Origin of the sequence: Eggerthella lenta DSM 2243 (assembly GCF_000024265.1) — a bacterium.
Lineage (GTDB): Bacteria > Actinomycetota > Coriobacteriia > Coriobacteriales > Eggerthellaceae > Eggerthella > Eggerthella lenta.
On sequence record NC_013204.1, the window covers coordinates 2,329,458 to 2,355,946 of the forward strand.

Below are 26,489 nucleotides of genomic sequence, written 5' to 3' on the forward strand. Positions count from 1 at the left end.
TTTTAAGCTTCCGCTTTCGCCAGCACGTACTTCTGCGTCGCCGACGCGCACACCGCGCCGTCGACGCTCGCCTCCACCTCTGCGACGCACAGACGCGACGAGGACTTCACGATGCGCCCTTTCAGCGTGAGCGTCTCGCCCGGCTCCACCTGGCGGCGGAACTTCGCGCCGTCGATGCCGGTGAGGAACCCGATGGAGCCCTCGGCTCCGCGCTCGACGAGGATGCAGAACGATGCCGCCTGCGCGAGCGCCTCCATGATGATGACGCCCGGCAAAACGGGATGCCCCGGGAAATGCCCCGCGAACAGCGCCAGCTCCGGGTCGACGTCGAGCTCGGCCGTCACCTCCACGCCCGGCTCACACGCGACGATGCGGCTCACCCAGCAGAACGGGTCGCGATGCGGCAGCACCGCCTCGACGACGTCCTTGCCGCAAGGGTATTCGATGTCCATGGTTCGGCTCCTCCCAACCTATGCGCGATACGGCGAAACGGCCAAGCTCGCGTTATGGCCGCCGAATCCGAGCGAGTTCGACAGCGCCACCTTCTGAGGATAGCCCGTCTTCGCCTCGATGACGACGCTGACCGGGCATTCCGGATCGGCCTCGGCGAAGCCGGCCGTGGGCGGCACGCAGTCGTTCATCACGGACAAAGCCGTGACGATGGCCTCGATAGCGCCCGCGGCGCCCAGCGTGTGGCCCGTCGTGCCCTTCACCGACGTCACCGGGATCCGGCTTCCCGCCTCTTCGCCGCACAGCGCCAGCAGCGCCTTGGACTCGGTGGCGTCGTTCGCCGGCGTGCCGGTGCCGTGGGCGTTCAGATGCCCCAGGTCGTCCGGCGTGAAGCCGCCCTCCTCCAGCGCCTGGCGCATCGCGCGCGCCACGCCCTCGCCGCTGGGCTCGGGAGCCGTCATATGGTAGGCGTCGCCCGTGGAGCCGAAGCCCGTGATCTCGGCCAGCACCGTGGCGCCGCGCTCGAGCGCATGCTCCAGCGACTCCAACACCACCGCGCCCGCGCCCTCGCCCGCCACGAATCCCGCGCGGCGCACGTCGAACGGCAGGGAGGCCTGCGTCGGATCCTCGGCCTTCGACAGCGCGCCGAGGTTCGAGAACCCGGCCAGGCAGATGGGCGACACGGACTCTTCCGAGCCGCCGGCCAGCGCCGCGTCGATGTAGCCGTGGCGGATGTCGCGCACGGCCGCGCCGATGGAGTGCGCGCCGGTGGCGCAGGCGGTGACCACGTTCAGGCATTCGCCGCGCAGCCCGTAGCGGATGGAGAGGTTGCCCGCCGCGATGTTGCCGATCATCGTGGGGATGAACAGCGGGCTCACGCGCTTCGGACCCTTCTCGGCCAAGGTGAAGAAGCCGCTTTGCAGCTCGTCGATGCCGCCGATGCCGGTGCCGAACACGCACGCGATGCGCGCGGTGTCCTCGGCCTCGAGGTTCAGGCCCGACTGCGCCAGCGCCTCGTCGGAAGCGACGATGGCGTACTGCACGAAGCGCTCGAACCGGCGCGCCTCCTTCTTCGTGATGCCGTGCTCGGCAGCGTCGAAATCGCGCACCTCGGCGGCGATGTGCACGTCGTAGTCGGCCGTGTCGAAGCGCGTGACCGGGCCGATGCAGCAGGCGCGGCCCATGACCGCGTCCCACAGCGCCTGCACGCCCACGCCGGCCGGCGACACCGCGCCCATGCCGGTGATGACCACGCGGTGCGTGCCGTCGGGGCGGCGCGTGCTCGCCGCGTTCGCAATGTTCTCGCTCATAGCGACATACCTCCGTCGATGCAGACAACCTGTCCGGTGATGTAGCCCGCGTCCTCGCTGGCCAAGAAGCGCACGAGCTTCGCCACGTCCTCGGGCTCCCCGAGGCGCTTGGACGCGATGCGCCCCACGATGGCCTCGCGCTGCTTCTCGGACAGCGCGTCAGTCATGTCGGTGGCGATGAAGCCCGGGGCCACGGCGTTGGCCGTGACGTTGCGGGCCGCCAGCTCGCGGGCGATGGACTTCGTGAGCCCGATGACGCCGGCCTTCGAGGCCGCATAGTTCGCCTGGCCCGCGTTGCCCGCCACGCCCACGACGCTCGACATGTTGACGATGCGTCCGTAGCGCTGCTTCATCATGCGCTGCGCCGCGGCCTTGCAGCAGTTGAACGTGCCCTTGAGGTTCACGTCGATCACCGCGTCGAAGTCCTCGTCCTTCATGCGCGCCAGCAGCCCGTCGCGCGTGATGCCGGCGTTGTTCACCAGCACGTCCACGCGGCCGAACGCTTCCTGGGCGGCGTCGACGAGCGCAGCGGCCTCGGCGGCGTCCGCCACGTTGGCGGCCACCGCGATGGCGCGCACGCCGCAGTCGGCCTCCAGGGCTGCGGCGAACGCCCGCGCCTCGTCCAGCCCGCGCTCGCTCGAGCAGTTCACGCACACGTCGAAGCCCGCGCGCGCCAGCTCCTCGGCCACCGCGCGGCCGATGCCGCGGTTCGAGCCGGTGACGACCGCGCTTCGACGCGGAGTTTCGGTTTCGTTGGTCATGGGAGTAGAAGCTCCTATTCGGAATCGGTTGCGGAAGCGACGGCCAGACAGCCGTCGAAGCTCGCGCGGTCCTGCACGCAGGCGCGCGTCGCGGTCTTGTCGATGCGTTTCACGAGGTTCGCCAGAACGCCGCCGAAGCCGACTTCGACGAACATGTCCGCCCCTGCGGCGGTCAACGCAGCCACGCTCGCATCGAAGCGCACGGGGCTCGTGAGGTGGCGCACGAGGTTCTCGCGCGCGTCGGCGGCGGACAGCGGCGCGGCAGTGACGTTGCAGACGAGCGGGATGCGCGCCTCCGAGAACTCGACGTTATCCAAGTAAGCTGCGAGCCCCGCCGCCGCATCGGCCATGAGCGGGCTATGGAACGCGCCCGAGGTGGCCAAACGCGACGAGCGCTTCCCCGCCTCGGCCCATGCCGCCTCGGCGCGCTCGACGGCCGCGGGCGCACCGGCGATGACGATCTGCCCCGGGCAGTTGAAGTTCGCGGGCACCAGCACCTCGCCCTCGGCGCACTGCTCGCAGAGCGCAGCCACGCCGTCCTCGTCGGCCTTCAGCAGCGCGCTCATGACGCCGGGGTGCGCCGCAGCGGCCTCGGCCATAAGCTCGGAGCGCGCTTTCACCAGCGCGAACGTCGCCTCGTCGCTCAGCATGCCCGACACGGCCAGCGCGCTCACCTGCCCCAGCGAGAAGCCCAGCACCGCCGCAGGCTGCACGCCGCGCGCCATGAGCGCGCGGGCGATGCCCACCGACAGCACGCACAGCGCCGGCTGGGCGTTGCGCGTGTCGTTGAGCTCGTCGGGATCGGCATTGAGCACGAGATCGGCCACGTCGTACCCCAGCACGTCGGACGCGCAGGAAAACGTTCCCTTCACCTCGGGAATATCGAGCAGGTCCGCGCCCATGCCGGGCTTCTGCGCCCCTTGCCCCGAGAACATGAAGACGGGCGCGCGCGCGAGGAGGGGCGGCAACGTCCAGTCGCTCAAACAGTCCTCGCTTCGCTGCGGAACTCGCTTGGTGGACGCCGCCGCCCCTCCTCGCTCCACACCCACAGGCTTCCGAAGCCCTTTTTCCTCATCCATCAAGAGCCCCCTAGATCGCACGCCCGCGCCGGGCGCTCAGCGCAGCCAGTGCTTCCAAGTCGAGACCGCCCAGAGCCTCGGCTTCTTCGATCATCCGAGCGATAGCCTCGGCCGCCGTGGCGCGCTCGTGCACGAGCGCGGCCGACTGGCCCGCCATCATGGTGCCGTTGTCCACGTCGCCCTCCACGGCGCGGCGCAGGGAACCCACGTACATAGCCTCCAGCTCGTCGCCGTTGGCGGCGACGTCGCCTTCGAGCTTGCGCACGGTACGGGCGAACTTGTTCTTGAGGCAGCGCACGGGATGCCCGCTGCCGCGGCCTGTGACGATGGTGTCGGCGTCCTTGGCGGCGATCACGCGCTCTTTGTACGCGTCGGCGATGGTGCACTCGTCCACCGTGAGGAAGCGGGTGCCCGCCTGCACGCCCTCGGCGCCCAGCGCGAAGGCGGCGGCCATGCCGCGCCCGTCGGCGATGCCGCCTGCGGCGATCACGGGGATGGACACGGCGTCGCATACTGCGGGGATGAGCGCCATCGTGGTCAGCTCGCCGATATGGCCGCCGGCCTCGGTGCCCTCGGCCACCACGGCGTCGGCTCCGAGGCGCTCCATGCGCGCGGCCAGCGCGCTGGAGGCCACCACGGGCACCACCTTGATGCCGGCGTCCTTCCACAGCTGCATGTAGTTCGCGGGAGAACCCGCGCCCGTCGTGATGACGTCAACACGCAGCTTCGCCAGAAGCTCGGCCGTCTCGCCCGCGTTCGGATCCATGAGCATGACGTTCGCGCCGATGGGCTTGTCGGTAATCGAGCGGGCGATGCGCACCTGCTCCTCGACCCAGTCGAGCGGCGCGCCGCCGCATGCGATGATGCCGAGGCCGCCGGCCTCGCTCACCGCGCCGGCCAGGCTCGCATCCGCGATGCGCGCCATCGCGCCCTGCACGACGGGCACCTCGATGCCCAGCAGTTCCGTTACCCGCGTCTTCATGCTCATGCTCTCTCTTCCTCGAACCCACGGCCCCGTTCGGGCCCCGTCATACAAGCGGGCCCCGTACGGGGCCCGATCAACGCGCGTTACAGCGAATCGATGTGCGCGACCAGCTGACCCACCGTCTCGATTCCCTCGGGCTCGCCGAACTCGACGTCGCACTTCTCCTCGAGGTCGCAGATGAGCTCGACCATGTCCAGCGAGTCGATGCCGAGCGACTCCAGCGTGGCCTCCTCGGTGATCTTCTCGGCCTCGAGATCGAGGTTCTCGACGAGGACTTCCTTCACGGTGTCGATGGTAGCCATGGTGCGTTCCTTTCGCTTCATGCAATTTAGTTTGATAGTCAAAGTATTTCTCCGGAAGTAATGGTATGGTGACGGGACTCCGATTGCAAGAGCCGCCATGCGCCCTCCACGATTTCTGCGCCCTTCCTCTTATTCCCACCGCCCCGTTCCAGGCGCACCCAAGACAGGCCCCCTCGACGCATCCAGCCGAATAGCCCAACCGCGAACAGGGCGTGAGCGGTCATGCAGTGCGACGAGCAATCGCTGCGTGTGCGAGGAGAGCTGCGTGACCGCTCACGCCTGCCCCGCAGGTCGCAAACTCCTCACGCCTGCGCGTCGAAGAAGCCCTTCACCTTCTTGAGCGCCCCGGCGAACACGCGCTCCTCCTCCTCGGTAAGATCGGCCAACGCCTCGTCGATCATCTGATGGTGGAACAGGTTGTGCGCGCGCAGCACCTGCCTGCCTTTCTTGGTGAGCGAGACCAGCACCTTGCGACGATCGTCCTCGGCGCGCGTACGTTCCACGAAGCCCTTGTTCGCCAGTTTGTTCACCGCCGTGGTCAGCGTAGCCAAGGTCACGTTCAGGCGCGCGGCTATCACGTTCATCGGATTGCGCTCGTGCAGGCCGATAGCCACGATGGTGTGGACCTCGGTTATGGTGAGCCCGTGCGTCAGGCGGTTGTCCAGCGACTGCTCCTCGATGCGCAGGATGGAGTTGAACGTGCCGGACAGCAGGTCGTCGATTTCCTCGCGCCGTCTTTGAGAAGCGCTCGCCGTCTCGTTCGAACCGTCCACGATCCCCGCCTCCTCGTCCGTCGTTTCACATCGGCCGCATCATACCGTATGTAGTTAGATAGTCAAAGTTTCGACATCGTCGGGCGGTGCGGGGGTGGGCACGAAACGTCGCACGAACCGGCCCTCGCCCTTGCTTTTGAGGTAGCGGTACCCGATGACCGAGAACACAAGCGCTCCGACGAAGTTCACGAACAGGTCTCCCATGGTATCGCGCAGCCCGATGTCCAGATATCCGCCGACACCTAGCTCCTGCCCGTTGACCTCGACGGATTCGATACGGTCTATACGTTGCGGATGCTGCGAGCCCGACGGATCGAGCAGCGTGCTGGAGATGCCGGTCATCACCGTGTCCTTCTGCATGTCGAGTCCGAACATCTCGTCCATGCCGAACTCGAAGAACTCCCACAGCACGCCGATGGTCATGGAAAAGCAGAACGCCACCACCACGCAGAAGAACGGCGACAGAGAGAACGCGATGCGATCCGAGCGGTTAAGGATGGACACGAGGGCAAGGCCTATAGCGGCAGCCAGAAACCCGTTGAACGTATGCAGCAGCGCATCCCAGAACGGGAAGATGGTGTAGAAGTGGAGCAGCTCCCCCAGTATCTCGGCCGCGAAGATGAACAGCGCGATGACCACCTCGAGCGTCTCGGGGATGGAGATGCTGAAGTTCACCTCTATGAACGTGGGGACGAGAAACAGCACGAGCGTGAGCAGGCACAGGAAGAACGCCTCGTAGTTGTCGAAGGCGAGCGAGCCGACCGCGCATGCCAACACGATAAGGCGCAGCACCACGTATACCGCAAACGACCCTTTGTTCTTGCGCATCTCGCGACCCATGGCCGCGAAGACCTCGCGCACCCGTCCCATGCCGGCGCCCTATCGCTCGTCGCGGGCAGGACGAAAGTCCAAGCGCCGAGCACGCGGATCGGCAGAGACGAGCACGACGGCGAGCCGCTGCGCCAGGCGATACGACGCGCCCGTGTCCTGCCCGGTCAGACGATGCTGCACAGGATCGAGCGCGAAGTACTCCGAACCAAGGTTCTTGCACGGGATCAAACCTTCGGCCGTGTTGTCGAGGCGCACGTACGCGCCGTACGTCGCCACCCCCGACACCGTCGCCGAGAACGTCTGCCCCACGAACCGCTCGAGATACTCGATGAGCTTGACCTCCTGCGACTCGCGCGCAGCCTTCTCGGCTATGCGCTCCATGTCGGAGGAGTGCTCGGCGATCCATGGCAGCGCCGATTTTTCCTGGTCGAACTTCTCCGGGCGTCCGCCGATGAGGGCCTTGAGCATACGATGCACCACAAGGTCGGGATAGCGCCTGATGGGAGACGTGAAATGCGTGTAGGCCCCGCTGGCCAGGCCGTAGTGCGCAGCGCAGTCGGGACGGTACACCGCCCGCTTCATCGACCGCAGCAGGAGCGTCGACACGAGCTCGCCCTCGGGACGCTCCGCGCTCGCCTCCAGCACGCGCTGGACGACGTGCGCATCGCCCGCGATGAAGTCGGCTTGATCGATGTCGCGGAACCACGCGAAGTCCTGGAACACGGGCACGAGCGCCGCCAAGCTGTCGGCCGAAGGCTGCTCGTGGACGCGGTACAGGCTGGGGAACTTCGCATCGCGCAGGTGCTTGGCGACGGTCTCGTTCGCAAGGATCATGGCCTCTTCGATGAGCGAGGTCGCGTCGGTCTTGACGCGCAAGTCGATACCCGTCGGACTCCCCTCCTCATCGAGAACCACGCGCGCCTCGACCGAGTCGAAGTCGAGGCCGCCCGCCCTCTCGCGGGAGGCGAACCGCTGCTTCGCCAGGCGCGACAGCGCGGCGAGGCGGTCGGAAAGCCCGTCGCCCGGCGCGCAAGCGCCGTCGCGCCGCACGAGATCCTTCGACTCCGCGCCTTCGGCGCTCCGCTCAGGATGACAACGGTCCAGCAGCGCCTGCGCTTCCTCGTACGACAGGCGCGCATGCGAGCGGATGAGCGCCGGATACAGATCGTAGGCCACGAGCCGCGCCCGATCGTCGAGGTAGAGGTCGGCCGTCATCGTACGACGCACTTCGTCGGGCTTGAGCGAGCACAGATCGCCCGACAACTCGTCGGGCAGCATGGGAATCACACGGTCGACGAGGTACACGCTGGTCGCCCGCCTGCGCGCATCGAGGTCGAGCGAGGAATTCCACGGCACGTAGTGCGCCACGTCGGCGATATGCACGCCCAACCGCCAACGCGCCACCCCGAGCCCGCGCTCGTCCACCACGCGGATGCCGGTTCCAACCCCGCAGGTCGAAACGGGCTCCAGGCTGACCGCATCGTCGAAGTCCCTCGCATCGGCCGGATCGATGGTGAACGTGAAACGCTCCCTCAAGTCGCGGTACCCCGACGCCAACGCGCCGTCCTCGTCGAGCACCGCGCTTCGCGCCTCCGAAAGCGCCCCTTCGGAGAACACCGTCTCCAGCTTGTGACGGGCGATCACCACGTCTACGGCCGCGTGCTCGTCGTCGGCGAGCCCGAGCACCTCCTCGATAACGCCGGTGGCCGCCGTGTTGCGCGAAGGAAACGTCGTGATGCGCACGCGCACGAGCGATCCGTCTTCGATGTCGGGCCGGTCGGCACGCATGGTGAATATGTCATAGGGGATGTTCGCATCTTCGGGCACGACCACGCCGAAAGGTTCGGCCACCTCGTAGCGCCCCACGAGCGTGTCGTGCGCACGGTCGACGACCCGCAGCACGCGCGCCGCCGGCTTCTCTCCTGCGCGAAGATCTGCTTTGCGTTCATGTGGCTGCTTCTTGCGGCCGCTCTGCACGGGCAGCGGCGCCACTTCCACGAGATCGCCGTCGAACGCACCCGCCATCTTGGATTCCGGAACGAAGAACTCGCCCTCCGCCGTCTGCACGAAGCCGAAGCCGCCTCCGCGCACGCTCAGCACGCCCCGCGGGTTGCTACGGGGATGCCGGCGCGTATGGGAACGCGTCCGCCCCACGGCTAGCCCTTCACGAGGGACTGGGCGGTTTCGAGCGCGAGAGCCTTCTGGTTATCCTCGCCCTCCGCCAAACCCACCATCACGTCGGGGGTGACGCCCACGCCTTCGATGTCGTGTCCGAGCGGGCTCTTGTAGAACGCGGCGGTGTAGCGCAGCGCTCCGCCGAAACTCAAATCGCGCGTCACCTGCACCGAGCCCTTGCCCAACGTCGTGGATCCCACGAGCGTGGCGCGCTGGTTGTCCTTGAGCGACGCGGCCAGCACCTCGGCGGAAGCGGAGGTCTTGCCGTTCACGAGCAAGACCAGCGGCTTCTCCGTCACGTAGGGGCGCGAGGTGGTCTTGGACGTCTCCTCGGCCTTCGTCTGGATCTTCACAATGGTGCCGCTCTTCACGAACAGGCTGGCGATATCCACCGACTGCGTGAGGAAACCGCCGGGGTTGTCGCGGATATCGAGCACGAACGATGTGGCGCCTTGCGACTCGAGGTCGGCGACCGCGTTCTTCACGAGGTCTGCCGCGTTCTGCGTGATCTGCTTGAGCTTGATGTAGCCCACCGTGTCGGAAAGCTCGGTCTCCACGTTCTTCACCGCGTAGTTCGAGCACACGAGCGTCGTAGTGAACTCCTCGCCGCCCTCGTCGTCGAGCGAGCTGGCGCGCCGCCACGTGATGACGACGTTCTCGCCCTCCTCGCGCTTGAGCGCGGAGGTCACCTCGTTCGTGGTCCACTCGTGTCCGCGGTCGCCGTCGATGGCCACCACGAAATCGCCGCTGCGCACGTCGGCCATCTGGGCGGCCGAACCCTCGAACACGTCGGCCGCGTAAGCGCGCCCTTTGTATTCGGAGAACAGCACGCCGATGCCCGCCGACTGCTCGGCGCTGTCCTGCATGAGCGCGGCGTAGCGCGCAGGATCGTAATAGCGCAGATACGCGTCTTCCGTCGTGTCCGAAAGCGCGTTCAGCACGTTGGTCGTGGCCATGTTCAAATCGTAGGAGTCCAAGCTGTCGTTGTCGATGATGCCCTCGACCTCCTCCACGCGCGCCCCGAGGGAGTCGTAGGTGTCGCCCGACGTGGTGGATCCCGGATTGCGGTCGACGTCCACCACAAGCGACGTGAAGCCGAGCGACTCGAGAAGAGAAGCGTCGCCTCGCGCAGTAAAGCCCGCGACGAAAGCGACGCTCACGACGATGACGACGATGCAGGCCTTGATAAGGCGCATGTTGCGCGCCCGCGCTCGACGGGCGGACGCCGCAACATGCGAAGTGTCAGTATGCTTGGCCATGGCCGTTCAACCGGTTACACCTTGAGGTAGCGGCGCATGGCGAACGCCGAACCCAGCAGGCCGATGAGCAGGCCCGCGCCCACCAGCACGGCGTAGATGAACAGGAAGGTGTTCAGGCTCAGGTCGAAGTTGAGGAACATGAGCGCGCTCTGCAGCTTCGGCAGCGCGAGCGTGCGCAGAAGCTCAAGGCAGCCCACCGCCAAAAGCGAGCCGATGATGGCGTGCAGCGCGCCTTCCATGAGGAAGGGCCCGCGGATGAAGCCGTTCGACGCGCCCACGAGGCGCATGATGGCGATTTCCTTGCGGCGCGCCAGAATGGCCAGGCGGATGGTGTTGTTGATGAACACCATGGCGATGAAGATGAGCAGAGCCACCAGCGCGATGCCGATGTAGCGCACGTAGTTCGTGAGCGTGAACAGGCGGTCGACCGTCTGCTGGCCGTACTTGAGCGACTGCTCGGGCGTGTCGTACCCGATGATCTGCTGGTAGGTGGAGTTGCCGCGGATCGCATCGGCCACCTGCTCGACCAGCTGCGGGTCGGACAGCTCGACGTCGATCGAGCGCGGCAGCGGGTTCTGCCCGTCCAGCGTGTCGATGATGTCGGACGTCGTGGAGGAGCGGAACTTCTCGAGCGCCTGCTCCTTGTTCGTGAAGCCCACCGATGCCACGCCGTCGAGCCCCTCGATGAAGTTCTCGACCGACTGGATATCGGCATCGGAGGCATCGTCGGACACGTAGGCCGTGATGGACACCTCGCTCTCCACCGACGAGACGAGCTTCTCGACGACGAAGCCGCCGACGAGGAACACGCCGATGATCAGCAGCGACAGGAAGATGGTCACGATGGATCCCAGCGCCGTCGACAGGTTGCGCGTGAAGCCCTTGAGGGACTCCTTGATAAAGTAGAAGAAACTAGACATCGAAACCGTACACCCCCCGATCCTGGTCGCGGGTGAGGTGTCCGCGGTCGAGCGCGATGACGCGTCGGCGCATGTTGTCCACCATCTCGCGGTCGTGCGTCGCCACGAGCACCGTGGTGCCCGTGCGGTTGATGCGCTCGAGCAGATCCATGATGCCGCGCGACGTCTGCGGGTCGAGGTTGCCGGTAGGCTCGTCACACACCAGAAGCGGCGGGCGGTTCACGATGGCGCGCGCGATGGACACGCGCTGCTGTTCGCCGCCGGACAGCTGGTCGGGGCGCTTGTTGAGCTTGTCCTGCAGACCGACGAGGCGCAGCACCTCGGGTACCTGCGTCTTGATGACGTGGCGGCTCTTGCCGATTACCTCGAGCGCGAACGCGACGTTCTCGAACACGGTCTTGTTCGGCAGCAGCTTGAAGTCCTGGAACACGCAGCCGATGTTGCGGCGCAGGTAGGGCACGCGCCAGTTGCGCATGGTGGTCAGGTCCTCGTCCGCGACGTAGATGTGGCCCTGCGAGGGCTTCACCTCTCGGATGAGCATGCGGATGAACGTGGACTTGCCGGAGCCGGAATGGCCCACGAGGAAGATGAACTCGCCCGCGTAGATCTGCAGGGATATATCGTTAAGCGCCGGCTTGTTCGGCTGAGCCGGGTACACCTTCGTCACATGGTCGAACGTGATGACCGGCGTGCCTGTTTGCTGGGGAATGTCATCGACTTCCAGCACCGGCAGCGACGCAGAAAGCTGCGACGTGGTCTGCCGCGCGGGCGCCGCGTGGGCGCCGCCGCGTCGTGCGGGACGCGCGGGAACCCCTTGGCTTATGTCGTTCGTCACAGAGTGCTCCGTTCGAATAGTAGGGTACTGAGACGGGTTGATTCTAGCAGAAGCACTATCGGGCCATGACCTTCTTCACAGCTTCGACAATCGCCCTGGAACCCAGGTCGAAGTAGTCGAGCAGCTCCTCGAATTCGCCCGATTTGCCGAACTGGTCGCGCATGCCCACGAACTCGACCGGAGCCGGATTCGAGCGCGCGAGCGTCTCGGCCACGGCCGACCCGAGGCCGCCGTACACGCTGTGCTCCTCGGCGACCACGGCGCGCCCCGTCTTCCCCACCGACGCGAGAACGGTGTCCTCGTCGAGGGGCTTCACGCTGAACGCGTCGATGACCTCGACCTCGACGCCCTCGGCGGCCAGCATCTGGGCAGCCTTCAGCGCCTGCTCCACCTCGACGCCGCAGGCGACGATGGTGGCGTCCGAGCCTTCGCGCAGCACGTAGGCGCGCCCGAGCTCCAGCTCCACCCCGTCGGCATAGACGGCCGGCACCGATGCGCGGCCCATGCGCACGTACACAGGGCCTGGCGTTTCAGCAGCCAGTCGGATGGCCGCGCGAGCCGCGGCGTAGTCCGCCGGCACGAGCACGCGCATGTTCGGAAGCCCGCGCATGAGCGAAACGTCCTCGAGCATCTGATGGCTGCCGCCGTCGGGGCCGACGGAGATGCCGGCGTGCGTGGGGGCGATCTTCACGTCGAGGTTGCTGTAGCACACGGTGTTGCGGATCTGGTCGTAGGCGCGACCCGTTCCGAACACGGCGAACGAGCCGGTGTAGGCGATATGGCCGGTGGCCGCGAGGCCGGCGGCCACATCCACCATGTTCTGCTCGGCGATGCCGCAGTTGAACAGACGGTCGGCGAAGCCCGCGTCGGCCAGCTTCTTCGTGGTGGTGGAGCCCGTCAGATCGGCGTCCACGGCCACCACAGGCAAACCCTCGTTCGCCAGCTCGGCCAACGTGGCGCCGTATGCGGCGCGCGTGGCACGTTTGACCTGGGACTGCTCTTCGTTCGCCAGCTTAACCACGGCTGGACTCCTCTCCGCTCGGCGCCGCCAGCTCGGCCAGCGCGGTCTCCATCTGCTCGGCGTTCGGCGCCTTGCCGTGCCAACCCGCCTGGTTCTCCATGAACGACACGCCCTTGCCCTTCACCGTGCGCGCGATCAGCGCATGGGGCTTGCCCGCGCGATCGGCCTTCGCCGCAGCGAGCGCCTCCACGAGCGCGGCCATGTCGTGGCCGTCCACTTCGCGCGCATCCCAGCCGAAGGCCTGGAACTTCGCTGCGAGATCGCCCGGATCGCACACATCGGCCGTGTCGCCGTCGATCTGCAGGCAGTTGCGGTCCACGACGGCCACCAGGTTGTCGAGGTTGCGATGCGCCGCGAACATGGCAGCCTCCCATACCTGCCCTTCCTGGCATTCGCCGTCGCCGAGCAAGGCGAACACGCTCTGCGGCTTGCCGTCCAGCTTGAGACCGGCCGCGGCGCCCGCCGCGACGGACAGGCCCTGGCCGAGCGAGCCCGTGGACACCTCGACGCCCGGCACGAGGTTCGAGTCGGGATGGCCCTGCAGTCGCGTGCCCAGCTTGCGCAGCGTGAGCAGCTCCTCGCGGGGGAAGTAGCCCGCCTGGGCGAGCACGGCGTACAAAGCCGGAGCCGCATGGCCCTTCGCCAGGATGAAGCGGTCGCGCTCTTCCCAATCGGGTCGCTCGGGATCATGATCGAGCACTCCGCCGAAGTACAGCGCCGCAAGGATGTCGGCGCACGACAGCGACCCGCCGGGATGCCCGCTGCCCGCCTCCGCGATCATGCGCACGATGTCGGAGCGCATCTCGTTCGCCCGTCGTTCAAGTTCGGTCATGCCTGTTCCTTTCTAGAACTCAACAATGTAAACAACAGGTTGGCTGTGGTGGTGCAGGTTGCCTTGAAGGTTCCGCGCGGCTGAGCTAAGCGGCCTGATGGGCCGTGTGCGAAGCCGCGCGGGTTCTGAAAGGCAAGATGCGCCGCCACAGCCGGCCGTCATCCAGCAACCGTCATTGAGATACTCGCCAACGGTGGTAGCCTATTACGAACTCATCCAACTCCCCATCCAGCACGGCGTCGACGTTGCCGGTCTCGATGCCGCTGCGCACGTCCTTCACCATCTGGTAGGGGTACAGCACGTAGTTGCGGATCTGGCTGCCGAAGGTGTTGTCCATGCGGTCGCCGCGCAGCTCGGCCAGCTCCTCTTGGCGCTTCTGCTCCTCGCGCTCGTAGAGCTTCGCCTTGAGCACGCGGAACGCCGCTTCCTTGTTCTGCAGCTGGGACTTCTCGTTCTGGCACGTCACCACGATGTTCGTGGGGATGTGCGTAAGGCGCACGGCCGAGTCGGTGGTGTTGACGCACTGGCCGCCGGGGCCGCTGGAGCGGTACACGTCCACGCGCACGTCGGCGGGGTTGAGATCCACCTCGATGTCGTCGGGCAGCACCGGCAGCACCTCCACGCCCGCGAACGTGGTGTGACGGCGCTTCTTGTCGTCGGTGGGGCTGATGCGCACGAGGCGGTGCACGCCGCTCTCGCTTTTCAGCATGCCGAAGGCGTTGCGTCCTTCGATCTGGATGGTGGCCTTGTCCAGCCCGATGCCCTCGCCCGGGACCACGTCGAGCACGGTGACCTTCCAGTCCTTCTTCTCGGCGTAGCGCACGTACATGCGGTAGAGCATGTCGGTCCAGTCCTGGGCCTCGAGGCCGCCGGAGCCGGGGTTCACCGTCAGGATGGCGTCGCCGCCGTCGAAGCGCTCCGAGAACCACGAGCTGATCTCGAGCGCGTCCAGCAGCTCGTCGAGCTTGTCGAGAGCCGCGGAGGCCTCCTCGGCGAACAGCTCGTCCTCCGATGCCAAGTCGAACGCGGCGCGCGCATCGTCCAACAACGCTGCGGCCTCGTCGTACTCTGCGATGGTGTCGCGCAGCACGCTGGCCTGCTTCGACACGCTCTGGGCATGCGAGGCGTCGTCCCAGAAGCCGGGCTGCGCGATCTCCTCGTCGAGCTTCGCCAGCTCCGCCGCGCGCTCGTCGATGTGCAGGTAGCCGTGCGCCGCCTCGACGCGCTGGGCTACCTTCTCCAAGTCTTTTTCGTCTCTATCAGCCATGATTCCTTATTGATCTCGTCCGTGACACTTCTTGTACTTGAGGCCCGAGCCGCAGGGGCACGGCTCGTTGCGCCCGACGTTGGCGAAGGGATCGTCCTTGTCCTTCGTGTACGTCTGGGGCTTCGCCGCCGCGGGCTTGGGCGGAGCCGCCGGGGCGCCGCTCGGCGACGCGGCCGCCTGCTTGCGCGCGGCGCCCACGCCCGTCTGCTCGAGAGCCTGCTCGGGAGACGAGTAGCTCACCTTTCCGTCGAGCGGGCTCTTGTCCTCCGCCAACGCCGGCTGCTCCTGCTTCACAGCCACCTGGAGCCGCAACAGCGTGCGCAGATAATCCTCGTACATGCCCGCAGTCAGGTTCTGGAACGCGTTGTACGCCTCGTTCTTGTACTCCACCAGCGGGTCGCGCTGGCCGAACGCGCGCAGGCCGATACCGGCCTTGAGATAATCCATCTCCTGGAGGTGCGCCATCCAGCGCGTGTCGATCATGCGCAGCATGACCTGGCCCTCCAGCATCTTCATCACCGGCTCGCCCAGCTGCTCGGACTTGCTCGCGAACACGTCCTCCAAGTACGCTTCCAACGCTTCGGACAGCACGGCGGGGTCGTCGTCGTGGTCGACCTCGGCCACGCTGAAGTCGTCGCGACCCGTCATGTTGGCGGCCCACAGCTCCACGGCCTTGGCATCCCAGTCGTCGCTGGGCACCTTGGCCGGGCAGTTCTCCGCGACGACGGCTTCCACCGCGTCGCCGATGATCTCGGGGATGCGCTCGTCCATGTCTTTGCCGTCGAGGATGGCGTTGCGCTCACTGTAGATGGCCACGCGCTGCAGGTTCATGACGTCGTCGTACTCGAGGACGTTCTTACGGGCGGCGAAGTGCATGCTCTCCACCTGGCGCTGGGCGCCTTCGATGGCCTTCGACACCATGCCGGCCTGGATGGGCATGTCCTCGGGCATGTCGGTCTTCTCCATCATGCGGGCGATGGAGTCCATGCGGTTGCCGCCGAACAGGCGCATGAGGTCGTCTTCGAGCGACAGGTAGAACTGCGTCACGCCGGGGTCGCCCTGACGGCCGGCACGGCCGCGCAGCTGATTGTCGATACGGCGCGACTCGTGGCGCTCGGTGCCGATGACGGTGAGGCCGCCGGCCGCGATGACCTGGTCGTGCTCCTCGGCGCACACGCGCTTCGCCTCGGCCAGCGCGTCCGCGCGCTGCTCGTCGGTGGGAAGGGCCGGGTTCGGCTCGCCGTCCTCGGTCAAAGGTTCGGCGTCCGGATCGAGCCCGCGCTCGCGCAGCACGTCGTCGGCCAGCACGTCGGGGTTGCCGCCCAACAGGATGTCGGTGCCTCGGCCGGCCATGTTCGTGGCGATGGTCACGGCGCCCACGCGGCCCGCCTGCGCGATGATGTGTGCCTCGCGCTCGTGGTTCTTCGCGTTCAAGGTCTCGTGCTTGATGCCGCGCTTGTCCAGCAGGCGCGACAACTTCTCGGAGCTCTCGATGGACACGGTGCCGATGAGGCAGGGCTGGCCCGCCTTGTTGCGCTCGGCCACGTCGTCGGCCACGGCGTTGAACTTCGCCTCCACCGTGCGGTAGATGAGGTCGTCCTCGTCCTTTCGGGCGACTGGGCGGTTCGGCGGGATGGCCACGACCGGCAGCTTGTAGATCTCGCGGAACTCGGCGTCCTCGGTCATGGCCGTGCCGGTCATGCCGGAGAGCTTCTCGTACAGGCGGAAGTAGTTCTGCAGCGTGATGGTGGCCAGCGTCTGGTTCTCCTCGCGCACGAGCACGCGCTCTTTCGCCTCGAGCGCCTGGTGCAGGCCCTCGGAGTAGCGGCGGCCTTCCATGATGCGGCCGGTGAACTCGTCGACGATCTTCACCTCGCCGTTCACCACGACGTAGTCCACGTCGCGGTGGAACAGGAACTGGGCCTTGAGCGCCTGCTGCAAGTGGTTCGGCAGCTGGCCGGACGGGTCGGCGTAGATGTCGTCGATGCCGAGCATGGCCTCGATCTTCTCCAGGCCGCTCTCGGTGGCGTTGATGGTCTTCTTCGCCTCGTCCATGTCGAAGTCGGCCTCGGGCACGAGGCCGACCATGACGCGCGCGAACTTATTGTACGTCTCGGCCGCCTGCGTGCCCGCTCCCGAGATGATGAGCGGCGTGCGGGCTTCGTCGATGAGGATGGAGTCCACCTCGTCGACGATGGCGAAGTGGTGGCCGCGCTGCACGCGGGCCTCTGCGCGCGTCACCATGTTGTCGCGCAGGTAGTCGAAGCCGAACTCGCTGTTCGTGCCGTAAGTGACATCCGCCTTGTAGGCGGGTATCTTCTTGTCGGGGCGCATGCCGTTCTGGATGAGGCCCACCTCCATGCCGAGGAAGCGGTACACCTGCCCCATCCACTCGCTGTCGCGACGGGCCAGGTAGTCGTTGACGGTGACCACGTGCACGTTGTTGCCGGGCAGGGCGTTCAGGTAGCCGGCCAGCGTGGAGACGAGCGTCTTGCCCTCGCCGGTCTTCATCTCGGCGATCTGGCCGTCGTTCAAAGCCATGCCGCCGATGAGCTGCACGTCGAAGTGACGCAGCCCCAGCGTGCGCACCGAGGCCTCGCGCACGGCGGCGAACGCTTCGGGCAGAAGGCTCTTGAGATCCTCTCCGTTCTGGGCGCGTTCGCGGAACGCGGCGGTGAGCGCGCGAAGCTCCTGGTCAGAGCGCGCCTGCATCTCGGATTCGAGGCCGTTGATCTTGGCCGCGGTGGCTTCGTAGTGCTTGAGCTGCTTGCCCTCGCCAAGCGTCAGGAGCTTGGAAAGAAATCCTGCCATGTATGCGCCATCCTTTTCGTGGCTTGCAGCGCGGCGATGCGCGCCTGTTCACTTGAATACAGCACTTGCTACTCTAGCATATCGCGCCTGACCTCAAAGGAAATTCACAGGGCACGCAAGGCGCGGCGCGAGGCGCAGCGGCGGATCGGGAACGCAAGCGCCGCCGATCCGCCGCGCATGCCGCAGCCCGCCGGCTCAAGCGCTGCGGCGCGCCTCCTCGTCGAGACGTTCGGCGAGCCACATCTTGATCACGGCCTGCCGCCCGATGCCCACGCGCTTCGCTTCCTTGTCGAGCGCCTCCACCATCCAGATGGGCATGTCGACGTTGACGCGCTTCGTCTCGGTTCTCCCCTCGACCACCACCGCGGAATCGAAATCGAAGAACCCGGTCACGTCGCAGCCTTCGTCGAACAGCTCTTCGAGATTCTCAGAGGTTATCTTTTCGTTGCTCATAGCGAATCCTCTCTTGTTCCGTCGCTCGCCTTACCGAGATGATTCGAATGCGGTCGCCCCTATCGGTCGCGATCGCCGTCCAATGGACTCCGCGCAGGACGCCGACCACCGCATATCGTCGCTCTCCTCTTTTCCGCGCAGGAGCCTTGATGTAGATGCCCTCCCAAAGCTGCTGCGCCTCATCGAAGTCGATACCGTGCTTCTGAAGGTTCGCCACGCTCTTCTTCGGATCGCATTCGAACGTCAGTATTGAACCTAAAGATATAGTAATTATATCCATAATATACCTTTTTCGCAATCTATGCTCGTTATTCCGTTCCCCGTCCGTCACTCGAAATCGGTTTCGGTTTCGATGATGCTGCGATAGAGGCGCATCGTTTCGAGGGAGGGGTCGATACCCAGCTCGTCGGTGAGGAAGCGGCGGCAGGCAAAGTAGGTCTCGAGAGCGGCCGTACGCTGCCCCGCGGCCAGCTGGGCCTGCATGAGGCAGATGTAGGCGTCTTCGCGCGAGCGGTCGCGCTGGAGCGCCGCACGGGCGAACCAGAGTCCCTCCTGGGCCTCGCCTGCAGCGACGAGGCGCGTCGAGGCGGCCACCAGCGCGTCCACGAGGCGGTTGCGGTAGTCCACGCGCAGCGACGCGAGGGCGTCGTTGCCGTTCTCGCTGGGCAGAAGATCGTCCGAGAAGCGATCGTTGACCTGCGAGTACACCTGCGCCCAGCCGCCGTATCCGGGCCGCTCGAACAGCAGCGTGCGGCACACGTCCTCGAGCTGCGCCACATCGCTCGTCAGCAGGCTCGCGTCAAGTCTCAACCCCTGCTGCTGGCGAATGAGATAGGGGCACTCGCCCGACGGCAGCGTCAGCGCGCGGCGCAGCATCGCCCAAATGCCGTAGAAGTTCTTGCGCCCGTGCATGATCTCGCTGTCGGGCCACAGAAGACCCACCAGCTTGTCGCGCGAGAACTCGCGGCCGTTGTGCAGCACGAGCAGGGCGAGCAGCGTCTTGACCTTCTGGCGGCTGAACAGCGACGGATCCACCCGCTCATCCCCCATCAGCACGTCGAGGCCCCCGAACAGGTTGACGGTGAGCGCGGGCACGGAGGACGGCAGCTTCGGCAGGCGAGTCGCGCGACCCTCTTCACGGTATGCGTCGGGATGGGTGGCGACGAATACGCGCTCGCGTTCCAATCGCTCCAGCTCCAGCCGCTCGCACGCGTTGCGCTGGGAGAACAGGCGCATCTCTATGCGCCTGACGGCGAGGGCCGCCTGCGCGTCGAGCGCGGGAACGGCGATCGCCCCGCGCTCGCAGGCCCGCTCGTAGGCGATGCCGGCCAAAGCGTCGCCGAGCCCGAGCGTGCCGCGGCTCGCCTGGGACACCTCCTTGCGCACGAAGGCGCCCAAACGGTCGAGCTCGATCGATCGGGCCTCGCCGGCTCCCGACGCCGCAGCTTGACGCAGCACTTCGGCGGCCGACTGCTTGAGGAAGCTCCCGCGCGCGCCGTCGTCGTGCCAATCGAGCCATACCCGAGCAGCCTCGGGGCAGCCCGCTTTCCGCAGCTGCGCATGCACGCATCCCGCAGCGAGCCATCCCCGATCTTCCGGCGCCTTCGCGCAGACGGCCTCACGGGGCGCTTCGGCCGCATCCGCGATGCCCGCGGCCGCGAGCAGCGACACGACGAGCTTGTCGGCGCGCCGCCGCTCGTCCGCTTCCGCGCATTGCGCGAGCACCAACGCGCCCGTCATCCGCACGGAGGACGGCGCGTTCCTGTCGCGCACCGCCTTGCGCGCGGCAACGCAGGCCGCTTGTCGATCCCCCAAAAGCGCGCGGCGAACCGCCTCGTGGGCGCTGAGCAGAGCGCCCTTCCCCGCCGTCTCGCCCGATAAGGAGCGGTGCACCTCGCAGGCCGGCACGAGGCAAGCGGCTTCGAGCAACGCCGCCCCGTGTTTCGCGAGCCAGGACGCTCGCGGGGCGCGCGACGCCAGCAAACGTACGAAATCGCAGGCCCGTTCGTGCTCGCCGCGCATCGCGAGCGCATCGCCCAAGCGCACGACGAGCGTGCTCGCATCGGAGAACAACGACCGATCGGCCAACGCGCCCAGCTTGCGCGCAAACGCGCCGGCGAGGGCTTCGACCTCGAACGGCGCGGCCTCGAACCGGCCGCTGCGGGAGTCGATGCCGAGATAGGGGTACTGCTCGGCGAGCAGCGCGTCCTGATCGGGGCCGAACGGGCCGAACGCCGCCACGTCCTCGAACGTCCCCTTCCCCAGCGACGCCATCACGAACAGCGGCAGCAGCAGGTCGGCCGGAAGCTCCTCGCCAAGCACGGCGGACAAGAACCCCGCGCGCTCCTCGTCCGACCCCCATACGAACGTGGCGACGCGGCACGCGGGCGCAATCGTCGATGCGGGATCGCTCGAGCGCTCCCCCGGTGTGCGGAGCAGGTCCACTTCCTCATCGGTGAGCAGCAGGTCGACGGCCGTGAGCTTGATGCGGTCGCGATGACGCGCGAAGGCGTCGCGCGATGGCATGCAGGCCACCATCACCTCGCAATCGCGGTCGAGCAGCAGATCGAGCTCGTCGGATAACAGCTCGGCGCGCTCAGGATCGAGCAGCGGCACATCGTCTATGACGACGAGGAACGGCTGCGGGTCGCCCTCCAAAAGCGTGCGCGCTATGATGCCGCGATCGAGATCGCGCAAGAAGCACGGGCTGCGGCCGTCGAGCCAGACCACATGCTCGAACGAGAACACCGTATCGGCGTATTCCATCGCAAGACCCGTCTTGCCGAAGCCGTCGGGCGCGACGATGAACCGCGCGACGTGCCGCTCGCGCAAAAGCTTAGCGATGAGGTTGGGGCGAGGTATCTGGCGCCGCGGGACGAGATGCAGCGGACGACGGCCTCGGCACGACGCCTTCTTGAGGAATTCCGGCATATGATCCACTCCCTTCTTCGAGGGGAGTGCGTAGCGAGAGAGGAATCGACCTTACTACCGAAACCAGCTTCGCGCAAGCCGACATCGGTTCGACTCCGCTGCGATCCGCGGTGTACAATAAGCGAATCGATCCGCCCCGTCGCTAGGGAGAACGCCATGCTGCAACCCGCAACGCTCGCCGATTTGCCCGCATTCCTCTGCGCGCACGCCGAGGACGCCCGCGCGGGCACCGGCTGCACCGTCTTCATAGCTCCTGACGGGGCCACCTGCGGCGTCGACGTGCGCGGCGGCGGTCCTGCCACGCGAGAGACCGATCTGCTCAAGCCCGAGAACATGATCCAGGCCGTGCACGGCGTGGTCCTGTCGGGCGGCAGCGCCTTCGGGCTGGCCGCCGCGACCGGCGTCATGGACGAGCTGGCCGCACGCGGCATCGGCTTTCCCGTGGAGAGCGCCCGCGTGCCCATCGTCGTGGGAGCCTGCCTGTTCGATCTGCTGGTCGGGCAGAACGCCCATCCCGATGCCGCCATGGGGCGCGCTGCTGCGAGGGCGGCGTTCGAGCGCGAGGCGGCGGAACCGCTGGCCGAAGGCAACGTGGGCGCCGGATGCGGCGCATCGGTGGGCAAGCTCCTCGGCGGCGAGCGCGCCATGAAAGCCGGGCTCGGAATCTGCGGATTGCGCCTGGGCGAGCTCACGGCGTGCGCCGTCGTGGCGGTGAACGCGCTCGGCAACGTGCGCAGCGCGGACGGTGCCTGGATCGCCGGCTGCCGCGACGGAGAAGGGCGCGTCATGGATCCCCTCGAGGCGTTCGGCGTCCTCGCGCAGCAGGCGGCCGCGCATGCGGAGCAGGAAGCCGACCCCGCCGCAGGTCCGTGCGCCAACACCACCATCGGCGTCGTGCTGACGAACGCGCGTCTGACGAAGGCGCAGGCGACGAAGGCTTCTTCGACCGTCCACGACGCCTACGCGCGCGCCATCAAGCCCGTGCACACTTCCGGCGACGGCGACACCGTGTTCACGTTCGCATCCGGCGAGGTGGAAGCCGACTACGATACGTTCGCCATCCTTGCCACCGAGGCCATGCAGGGAGCCGTCGTGCGTGCGGTCGAGCAGGCCGAGGGCGCCTACGGGTTGCCCGCCGCCCGCGACCTCGTCTCCTGTTAGGAAGAGGGCGACATGAAAGGGGCTCAGCTTGCCAACCGAACGCTGTTCGTCGCTTCGGTGATCGTGACCGGCGCCATCGCCGGCGCGTTCGTGTGGCTGCTCTTGTTCGCCATGAACCTGGGCATCACGTTCATCTGGGACCGGCTGCCCGCGCATTTCGGCCCGTACTTCCCCTTGGCCGCCTGCCTGGTGGGCGGCCTGGTCATCGGGCTGTTCGCCAAGAAGTTCGGATCGTATCCCGAAGACTTGAACCAGGTGATGGCGAAGGTGAAGCGCGACGGCCGCTACGACTACGACAAGCTGGGCGTCATGTCCGTTTCCGCGCTGCTGCCCCTGTTCTTCGGCGGGTCGGTAGGCCCCGAGGCGGGCCTCACCGGGGCGGTCGCGGGCATCTGCACGTGGGTGGGCGATCGCATGAAGCGCTTCGGCTCGGACTTCCAGCAGCTCACGTCGGTCGGCACCATGGCGGCGCTGTCGGCCATCTTCACCGCGCCCCTCTTCGGGTTCGCCGCGCCGCTGTACGACGACGGCGACGAGGCGAAGGGCGCGCAGGCAGCCATCACGCTGCCGAAGTCGTCGAAGATCGTCGTGTACCTGTGCGCCATCGCTGGTGCGCTGGCGGCTTTCCTCGGACTGGGCGCGCTGTTCGGCGGCGGGCTGTCGCTGCCTCGTTTCACCGACATCCACGTGGGAGCGACCGAGCTTCTGTGGCTCGTGCCGCTCGCGCTGGTGGGCGCGGCAGGCGGTTGGCTGTTCTGTGCGTTCGACGGCCTGTTCGAGCGCCTGTCCGAACGCATGGGAGAGCGTCCCGTGGCAAAGGCGCTCATCGCCGGGCTCGTGCTGGCGCTCATGGGCATCGCCTTGCCGTTCACGATGTTCGCCGGCGAGACGCAGGCCGAGCAGCTGGGAGAGGTCTGGGGCACCATGACGGCGTTCGCGCTTTTGGCCACGGGCTTCGGCAAGGTGCTCGTCACGCCTTTGTGCATCCGCTTCGGCTGGCGCGGCGGCCACTTCTTCCCCGTCATCTTCGCCGGCATCTCCATCGGCTACGGCATGGCCATGCTCACCGGCGCCGACCCCGTGTTCTGCCTGTGCGCAAGCACGGCCGCGCTCGTGGGAGGCGTCATGCGCCAGCCGCTCATGACCGTGCTGCTGCTGTTCCTCTGCTTCCCCGTGAAGGGCATCGTCGTCATGCTGGCCGCCGCGGCCCTCGGCGCCGCCGTCCCGCTGCCGAAAGCCTTGCGCGCCGAGCAAGCGGAAGGTTGACGAAACAAAAAAACGCCGCCGCGGAAGGCGGCGGCGCAGGACGCATCAAAGCGGCGATGCGCGAAAGCTACTCCTTGCCCAGCATCTTGGCGATGCGGTCGGAGTACTCGATGTCGGTAAGGCCCGCTTCGGCGGCGAGGTCGATGACGGGCGCGTCGTTCCACAGCGCCTCGAGGCGATAGTACTCGCGCGTCTCGGGCTGGAACACGTGCACGACGAAGCTGCCGTAGTCCAGAAGCGACCACGTGCCGTCCTGCGTGCCCTCGCGATGCAGGGGCTTCATCTGCGCCTTCGTGCGCACCGCATCCTCGATCTCGTCGATGATGGCCTCCACCTGACGGTTGTTGGAGGCCGTGGCGATGACGAAGTAGTCCGTCACGCCGATGAGGTCGCGCACCTCCTGCACCATGATGTCGGTGGCCTTCTTCTCGTCGGCCGCGCAGGCCGCGATGAGGGCGCATTCCCTCGAAGTCTTCTCGGTCGTCGTTGTGCTCACGCTGTTCCTTTCTCGGCCTTCGCGTCGCGCGATCGGGCCACGTAATGGTTCCACACCTCGACGGTTGCCGGGTGCAGGCGTCGCCGGCGCTCCACGAGCGTCAGCAGGATATGGTTGAACGTCATCATGAAGAGCTCTTCGAGCGGCACCGCGCCGATGGCGGCGCGCAGCTCGTCGAGGCCGTCGAAGTCGCGGCTGGGCTCGATGGCGTCGGCGATGTATATGATCATGTCCAGATCGCTCATGCCCACCGCCGCGGCCGTGTGCCGAGCGATGGCCTGGACCACGTCGGCGGACAGGTCGGGGTACGCGCGCACGAGCTCGGCCGCGGCCGTGGGGCCGTGCAGCAGACGCGGCATCGTGTCCAGCACGTACGGGTCCACGTCCACGCCCAGCGCGCGAGCGCGCTCGCGGATCTCGTCGTCGCCGTACTCCTTGTCCCAATCGTGCAGCAGGCCGGCCAAGCGCGCCTTGCGCACGTCGACGCCGTACGTCTCGGCCAACGACGCGGCCGTCTTCGACACGCCTCGCGCATGCTCGAACCGCTTGGGCTTCAACCGTTTCTTCAGATCGCGCTCGCGCGCATCGAAGAACGCATCCGAAAGCACGTCCTCGCTCATCGCACGCCTCCTTCGTGATGGGGATCGGCTCGGTACAGGCCTCGCTCTTGAATATAGTCGAGCACGCCCTGCATCGTCAAATAACGGATCGACTTCCCCGCCGCTACGCGTCGGCGCAGGTCGCTGGACGAGATGGCCAGCGCCGTCACCTCGAGGTAGTCGATGGCGAAGTTGCCGTGCTCGGCGATGAACGCCCGCCGCTCCTCCGACAGCGCGTAGCCGGGGCGCGTGACCGCGATGAGGCGGGCGAGGTCGGCGATGGCCGCGCTCTCGCGCCACTGCACGATATGGTACACGGCGTCGGCGCCCGTAATGAAGCGCAGCTCCACGTTATCGGGGTAATGCGCGCGCAGCTGGCGTAGCGTGTCCACGGTGTAGGTGTCGCCGCCGCGCTCGATCTCGATGGCGCTCACGTCGAACGCCGGGTTGCTGCGCGTGGCGATGCGGCACATCTCCAGACGCTCGGCAGCCGGCGTGACGGGGCGGTCCTTCTTGAACACGGGGTTGCCGGCGGGCACGAACACCACGCCGTCGAGGTCGTAGGCCTCGCGCGCTTGCTCGGCGCACGCGAGGTGCCCGATATGGATGGGGTCGAACGTGCCGCCCATGATGCCGAGGCGCGCGCGTCCGCCGTCCCGTCCCAGGTCGTCGAAATGATCGCAGATGCGTCCCACTACGCGCGCACCTGCCCGGATCCGCGCAGCACGTACTTGTACGAGGTGAGCGCATCGAGCGCGAACGGGCCGCGCGCATGCAGCTTCTGCGTCGAGATGCCGATCTCGGCGCCCAGACCGAACTCGGCTCCGTCGGTGAACGCCGTCGACGCGTTCGCGTACACGGCGGCCGCGTCGACGCGCGCGAGGAACGCCTCGACAGCGGCCTCGTCCTCGGCGACGATCGCCTCGGAATGCTTGGTGCCGTAGCGGTTCACGTGGCCGATGGCCTCGTCGACGCCGCCGACCACGCGCACGGCCAGGTCGGCCGCAAGGTACTCGGTCTCCCAGTCGGCTTCCCCGGCGGGCACCGTGGGCGTGCCGCCGGCCGCGGCAACGGCGGCCGCGCGCTCGTCGGCGTGCAGCGTCACGCCGCGCGCGGCCAGCTCGGCGAGCGCCGCGGGCAGGAAGCCCTCGGCGGCGGCCTCGTCCACGAGCAGCGTCTCGGCGGCGTTGCACACGCCGAGGCGGCGGCATTTCGCGTTCACGATGATGGCGCGCGCCTTATCGTAGTCGGCGCTCTCGTGCACGTACACGTGGCAGTTGCCCGTGCCCGTCTCGATGACCGGCACCTTCGACGTCTCCACGCAGTGGCGGATGAGGCCCGCTCCGCCGCGCGGTATGAGCACGTCCACCACGCCGTGCAGCTGCATGAGCTCGTCGGCCGCCGCGCGGTCGGCCAATGTGACGGCGCCGATGCAGCCGCGGGGCATGCCCGCCTCCACCGCCGCCTCGTGCAGCACGCGTGCGATCACCTCGTTCGAGGCCGCCGCCATGCTGCCGCCGCGCAGCACCGCCGCGTTGCCCGACTTCAGGCAGATGCCGGCCGCATCGGCCGTCACGTTCGGGCGCGCCTCGTACACGACGGCCACCACCCCCAGAGGCACGCTCACGCGCTGAAGCTCGATGCCGCTTTCCAACGTGCGCTTTTGCTGCACCGCCCCCAACGGGTCGGGAAGAGCGACGAGGTCCTCGAGCGCGGCCGCCATGGCTTCGACGCGGTCCTCGTCGAGCATGAGGCGGTCGAGGAGGCCTTCTTTCGTGCCGGCCTTGCGCGCCGCGTCCATGTCGCAGCCGTTCGCCTCGACGATGGCGGCCGCATGCGAGCGCAACGCCGCCGCCATGGAGGCCAGCGCGCCGTTGCGCTCGTCTGCGCTCGTCTGCGCGAGCGCCCCGCTCGCCGCGCGCGCCTCCTCGGCGATGCGCCGCACCTGGTCCCGCACCGTTTCCCGTTCCAT

25 protein-coding genes are annotated in these 26,489 nt (G+C 67.2%); 2 read left to right on the forward strand and 23 right to left on the reverse strand.

Annotated elements, in window-relative coordinates:
* Positions 1-2 precede the first annotated feature (2 nt).
* The 19 genes from fabZ to ELEN_RS10035 form a co-directional block, all read right to left on the reverse strand.
* Positions 3-452 (reverse strand): 3-hydroxyacyl-ACP dehydratase FabZ, encoded by a 450-nt coding sequence (gene fabZ, locus ELEN_RS09945; protein WP_009304150.1) that lies wholly within the window; start codon positions 450-452, stop codon positions 3-5.
* 18 nt (positions 453-470) lie between these two features.
* A complete protein-coding gene (gene fabF, locus ELEN_RS09950) occupies positions 471-1,760 on the reverse strand; it encodes a beta-ketoacyl-ACP synthase II (protein WP_009304149.1) in 1,290 nt (429 codons plus the stop codon).
* Entirely contained in the window at positions 1,757-2,521 is a 765-nt protein-coding gene (gene fabG, locus ELEN_RS09955) for a 3-oxoacyl-[acyl-carrier-protein] reductase (protein WP_009304148.1), read from the reverse strand. The genes fabF and fabG overlap by 4 nt, the downstream gene beginning before the upstream one ends.
* Positions 2,522-2,535: 14 nt before the next feature.
* A complete protein-coding gene (locus ELEN_RS09960; protein WP_009608784.1) occupies positions 2,536-3,600 on the reverse strand; it encodes an ACP S-malonyltransferase in 1,065 nt (354 codons plus the stop codon).
* 10 nt (positions 3,601-3,610) lie between these two features.
* Positions 3,611-4,588: a nitronate monooxygenase gene (locus tag ELEN_RS09965; RefSeq protein ID WP_009608782.1), complete on the reverse strand. Its 978-nt coding sequence runs from the start codon at positions 4,586-4,588 to the stop codon at positions 3,611-3,613.
* A gap of 80 nt (positions 4,589-4,668) precedes the next feature.
* The gene (locus tag ELEN_RS09970) at positions 4,669-4,887 is read right to left on the reverse strand and encodes an acyl carrier protein (protein ID WP_009304145.1); all 219 of its coding nucleotides are present in this window, start codon (positions 4,885-4,887) and stop codon (positions 4,669-4,671) included.
* Between the two features lie 302 nt (positions 4,888-5,189).
* Positions 5,190-5,660, reverse strand: coding sequence for a MarR family winged helix-turn-helix transcriptional regulator (locus tag ELEN_RS09975; RefSeq protein WP_009304144.1), 471 nt, complete (start codon positions 5,658-5,660; stop codon positions 5,190-5,192).
* Positions 5,661-5,714: 54 nt separating this feature from the next.
* Entirely contained in the window at positions 5,715-6,530 is an 816-nt protein-coding gene (locus tag ELEN_RS09980; protein ID WP_015760881.1) for a DUF2238 domain-containing protein, read from the reverse strand.
* A gap of 9 nt (positions 6,531-6,539) precedes the next feature.
* The gene (locus ELEN_RS09985; protein ID WP_009304142.1) at positions 6,540-8,645 is read right to left on the reverse strand and encodes a ribonuclease R family protein; all 2,106 of its coding nucleotides are present in this window, start codon (positions 8,643-8,645) and stop codon (positions 6,540-6,542) included.
* Positions 8,646-8,647: 2 nt separating this feature from the next.
* Positions 8,648-9,925 (reverse strand): S41 family peptidase, encoded by a 1,278-nt coding sequence (locus ELEN_RS09990; protein WP_009304141.1) that lies wholly within the window; start codon positions 9,923-9,925, stop codon positions 8,648-8,650.
* Between the two features lie 14 nt (positions 9,926-9,939).
* Positions 9,940-10,845 carry a permease-like cell division protein FtsX gene (gene ftsX, locus ELEN_RS09995; RefSeq protein WP_009304140.1) on the reverse strand — a complete coding sequence of 302 codons (906 nt, stop codon included), beginning with the start codon at positions 10,843-10,845 and terminating at the stop codon, positions 9,940-9,942.
* Positions 10,838-11,680 (reverse strand): cell division ATP-binding protein FtsE, encoded by an 843-nt coding sequence (gene ftsE, locus ELEN_RS10000; RefSeq protein ID WP_009304139.1) that lies wholly within the window; start codon positions 11,678-11,680, stop codon positions 10,838-10,840. Before ftsE ends, ftsX begins: the two co-directional genes overlap by 8 nt.
* 55 nt (positions 11,681-11,735) lie before the next feature.
* Positions 11,736-12,701, reverse strand: coding sequence for a transketolase family protein (locus tag ELEN_RS10005; RefSeq protein WP_009304138.1), 966 nt, complete (start codon positions 12,699-12,701; stop codon positions 11,736-11,738).
* Positions 12,694-13,533, reverse strand: a complete 840-nt coding sequence (locus ELEN_RS10010; RefSeq protein WP_009304137.1) for a transketolase — start codon at positions 13,531-13,533, stop codon at positions 12,694-12,696. Before ELEN_RS10010 ends, ELEN_RS10005 begins: the two co-directional genes overlap by 8 nt.
* A 172-nt stretch (positions 13,534-13,705) precedes the next feature.
* Positions 13,706-14,800, reverse strand: a complete 1,095-nt coding sequence (prfB, locus tag ELEN_RS10015) for a peptide chain release factor 2 (protein ID WP_009304136.1) — start codon at positions 14,798-14,800, stop codon at positions 13,706-13,708.
* A gap of 6 nt (positions 14,801-14,806) precedes the next feature.
* Positions 14,807-17,611 carry a preprotein translocase subunit SecA gene (gene secA / locus ELEN_RS10020; protein WP_015760884.1) on the reverse strand — a complete coding sequence of 935 codons (2,805 nt, stop codon included), beginning with the start codon at positions 17,609-17,611 and terminating at the stop codon, positions 14,807-14,809.
* Positions 17,612-17,806: 195 nt separating this feature from the next.
* Positions 17,807-18,064, reverse strand: a complete 258-nt coding sequence (gene brnA / locus ELEN_RS10025) for a type II toxin-antitoxin system BrnA family antitoxin (RefSeq protein WP_009304134.1) — start codon at positions 18,062-18,064, stop codon at positions 17,807-17,809.
* The gene (locus tag ELEN_RS10030) at positions 18,039-18,344 is read right to left on the reverse strand and encodes a BrnT family toxin (RefSeq protein WP_009304133.1); all 306 of its coding nucleotides are present in this window, start codon (positions 18,342-18,344) and stop codon (positions 18,039-18,041) included. The genes brnA and ELEN_RS10030 overlap by 26 nt, the downstream gene beginning before the upstream one ends.
* A 47-nt stretch (positions 18,345-18,391) precedes the next feature.
* Positions 18,392-20,995 carry an AfsR/SARP family transcriptional regulator gene (locus ELEN_RS10035; protein WP_015760885.1) on the reverse strand — a complete coding sequence of 868 codons (2,604 nt, stop codon included), beginning with the start codon at positions 20,993-20,995 and terminating at the stop codon, positions 18,392-18,394.
* Between the two features lie 156 nt (positions 20,996-21,151).
* On the opposite strand from ELEN_RS10035, the gene ELEN_RS10040 reads away from it, so the two are divergent.
* Complete coding sequence (locus tag ELEN_RS10040; RefSeq protein ID WP_009304131.1) at positions 21,152-22,156, forward strand: P1 family peptidase; 1,005 nt, start codon at positions 21,152-21,154, stop codon at positions 22,154-22,156.
* 12 nt (positions 22,157-22,168) lie between these two features.
* Entirely contained in the window at positions 22,169-23,422 is a 1,254-nt protein-coding gene (locus ELEN_RS10045) for a chloride channel protein (protein WP_009304130.1), read from the forward strand.
* 67 nt (positions 23,423-23,489) lie between these two features.
* On the opposite strand, the gene rsfS is transcribed toward ELEN_RS10045, so the two are convergent.
* The 4 genes from rsfS to ELEN_RS10065 are packed head-to-tail and all read right to left on the reverse strand — an operon-like array spanning position 23,490 to position 26,489.
* Positions 23,490-23,918, reverse strand: a complete 429-nt coding sequence (rsfS, locus tag ELEN_RS10050; protein ID WP_009304129.1) for a ribosome silencing factor — start codon at positions 23,916-23,918, stop codon at positions 23,490-23,492.
* Positions 23,915-24,538, reverse strand: coding sequence for a bis(5'-nucleosyl)-tetraphosphatase (symmetrical) YqeK (gene yqeK / locus ELEN_RS10055; protein WP_009304128.1), 624 nt, complete (start codon positions 24,536-24,538; stop codon positions 23,915-23,917). The genes rsfS and yqeK overlap by 4 nt, the downstream gene beginning before the upstream one ends.
* Positions 24,535-25,212: a nicotinate-nucleotide adenylyltransferase gene (gene nadD / locus ELEN_RS10060; RefSeq protein ID WP_009304127.1), complete on the reverse strand. Its 678-nt coding sequence runs from the start codon at positions 25,210-25,212 to the stop codon at positions 24,535-24,537. The genes yqeK and nadD overlap by 4 nt, the downstream gene beginning before the upstream one ends.
* Positions 25,212-26,489, reverse strand: a complete 1,278-nt coding sequence (locus tag ELEN_RS10065) for a glutamate-5-semialdehyde dehydrogenase (RefSeq protein ID WP_009608781.1) — start codon at positions 26,487-26,489, stop codon at positions 25,212-25,214. The genes nadD and ELEN_RS10065 overlap by 1 nt, the downstream gene beginning before the upstream one ends.

Bases quoted from the DNA above. Each gene is read 5' to 3' on its own strand.
- ELEN_RS10010 (WP_009304137.1), bottom strand. From the start codon at position 13,533: ATGACCGAACTTGAACGACGGGCGAACGAGATGCGCTCCGACATCGTG.
- ELEN_RS09970 (WP_009304145.1), bottom strand. From the start codon at position 4,887: ATGGCTACCATCGACACCGTGAAGGAAGTCCTCGTCGAGAACCTCGAT.
- brnA (WP_009304134.1), bottom strand. From the start codon at position 18,064: ATGAGCAACGAAAAGATAACCTCTGAGAATCTCGAAGAGCTGTTCGAC.
- secA (WP_015760884.1), bottom strand. From the start codon at position 17,611: ATGGCAGGATTTCTTTCCAAGCTCCTGACGCTTGGCGAGGGCAAGCAG.
- fabG (WP_009304148.1), bottom strand. From the start codon at position 2,521: ATGACCAACGAAACCGAAACTCCGCGTCGAAGCGCGGTCGTCACCGGC.
- ELEN_RS09990 (WP_009304141.1), bottom strand. From the start codon at position 9,925: ATGGCCAAGCATACTGACACTTCGCATGTTGCGGCGTCCGCCCGTCGA.
- ftsX (WP_009304140.1), bottom strand. From the start codon at position 10,845: ATGTCTAGTTTCTTCTACTTTATCAAGGAGTCCCTCAAGGGCTTCACG.
- yqeK (WP_009304128.1), bottom strand. From the start codon at position 24,538: ATGAGCGAGGACGTGCTTTCGGATGCGTTCTTCGATGCGCGCGAGCGC.
- ELEN_RS10035 (WP_015760885.1), bottom strand. From the start codon at position 20,995: ATGCCGGAATTCCTCAAGAAGGCGTCGTGCCGAGGCCGTCGTCCGCTG.
- ELEN_RS10045 (WP_009304130.1), top strand. From the start codon at position 22,169: ATGAAAGGGGCTCAGCTTGCCAACCGAACGCTGTTCGTCGCTTCGGTG.
- prfB (WP_009304136.1), bottom strand. From the start codon at position 14,800: ATGGCTGATAGAGACGAAAAAGACTTGGAGAAGGTAGCCCAGCGCGTC.
- ELEN_RS10030 (WP_009304133.1), bottom strand. From the start codon at position 18,344: ATGGATATAATTACTATATCTTTAGGTTCAATACTGACGTTCGAATGC.
- fabF (WP_009304149.1), bottom strand. From the start codon at position 1,760: ATGAGCGAGAACATTGCGAACGCGGCGAGCACGCGCCGCCCCGACGGC.
- ELEN_RS09965 (WP_009608782.1), bottom strand. From the start codon at position 4,588: ATGAGCATGAAGACGCGGGTAACGGAACTGCTGGGCATCGAGGTGCCC.
- ELEN_RS10040 (WP_009304131.1), top strand. From the start codon at position 21,152: ATGCTGCAACCCGCAACGCTCGCCGATTTGCCCGCATTCCTCTGCGCG.
- fabZ (WP_009304150.1), bottom strand. From the start codon at position 452: ATGGACATCGAATACCCTTGCGGCAAGGACGTCGTCGAGGCGGTGCTG.
- ELEN_RS10065 (WP_009608781.1), bottom strand. From the start codon at position 26,489: ATGGAACGGGAAACGGTGCGGGACCAGGTGCGGCGCATCGCCGAGGAG.
- ELEN_RS09960 (WP_009608784.1), bottom strand. From the start codon at position 3,600: ATGGATGAGGAAAAAGGGCTTCGGAAGCCTGTGGGTGTGGAGCGAGGA.
- ELEN_RS09980 (WP_015760881.1), bottom strand. From the start codon at position 6,530: ATGGGACGGGTGCGCGAGGTCTTCGCGGCCATGGGTCGCGAGATGCGC.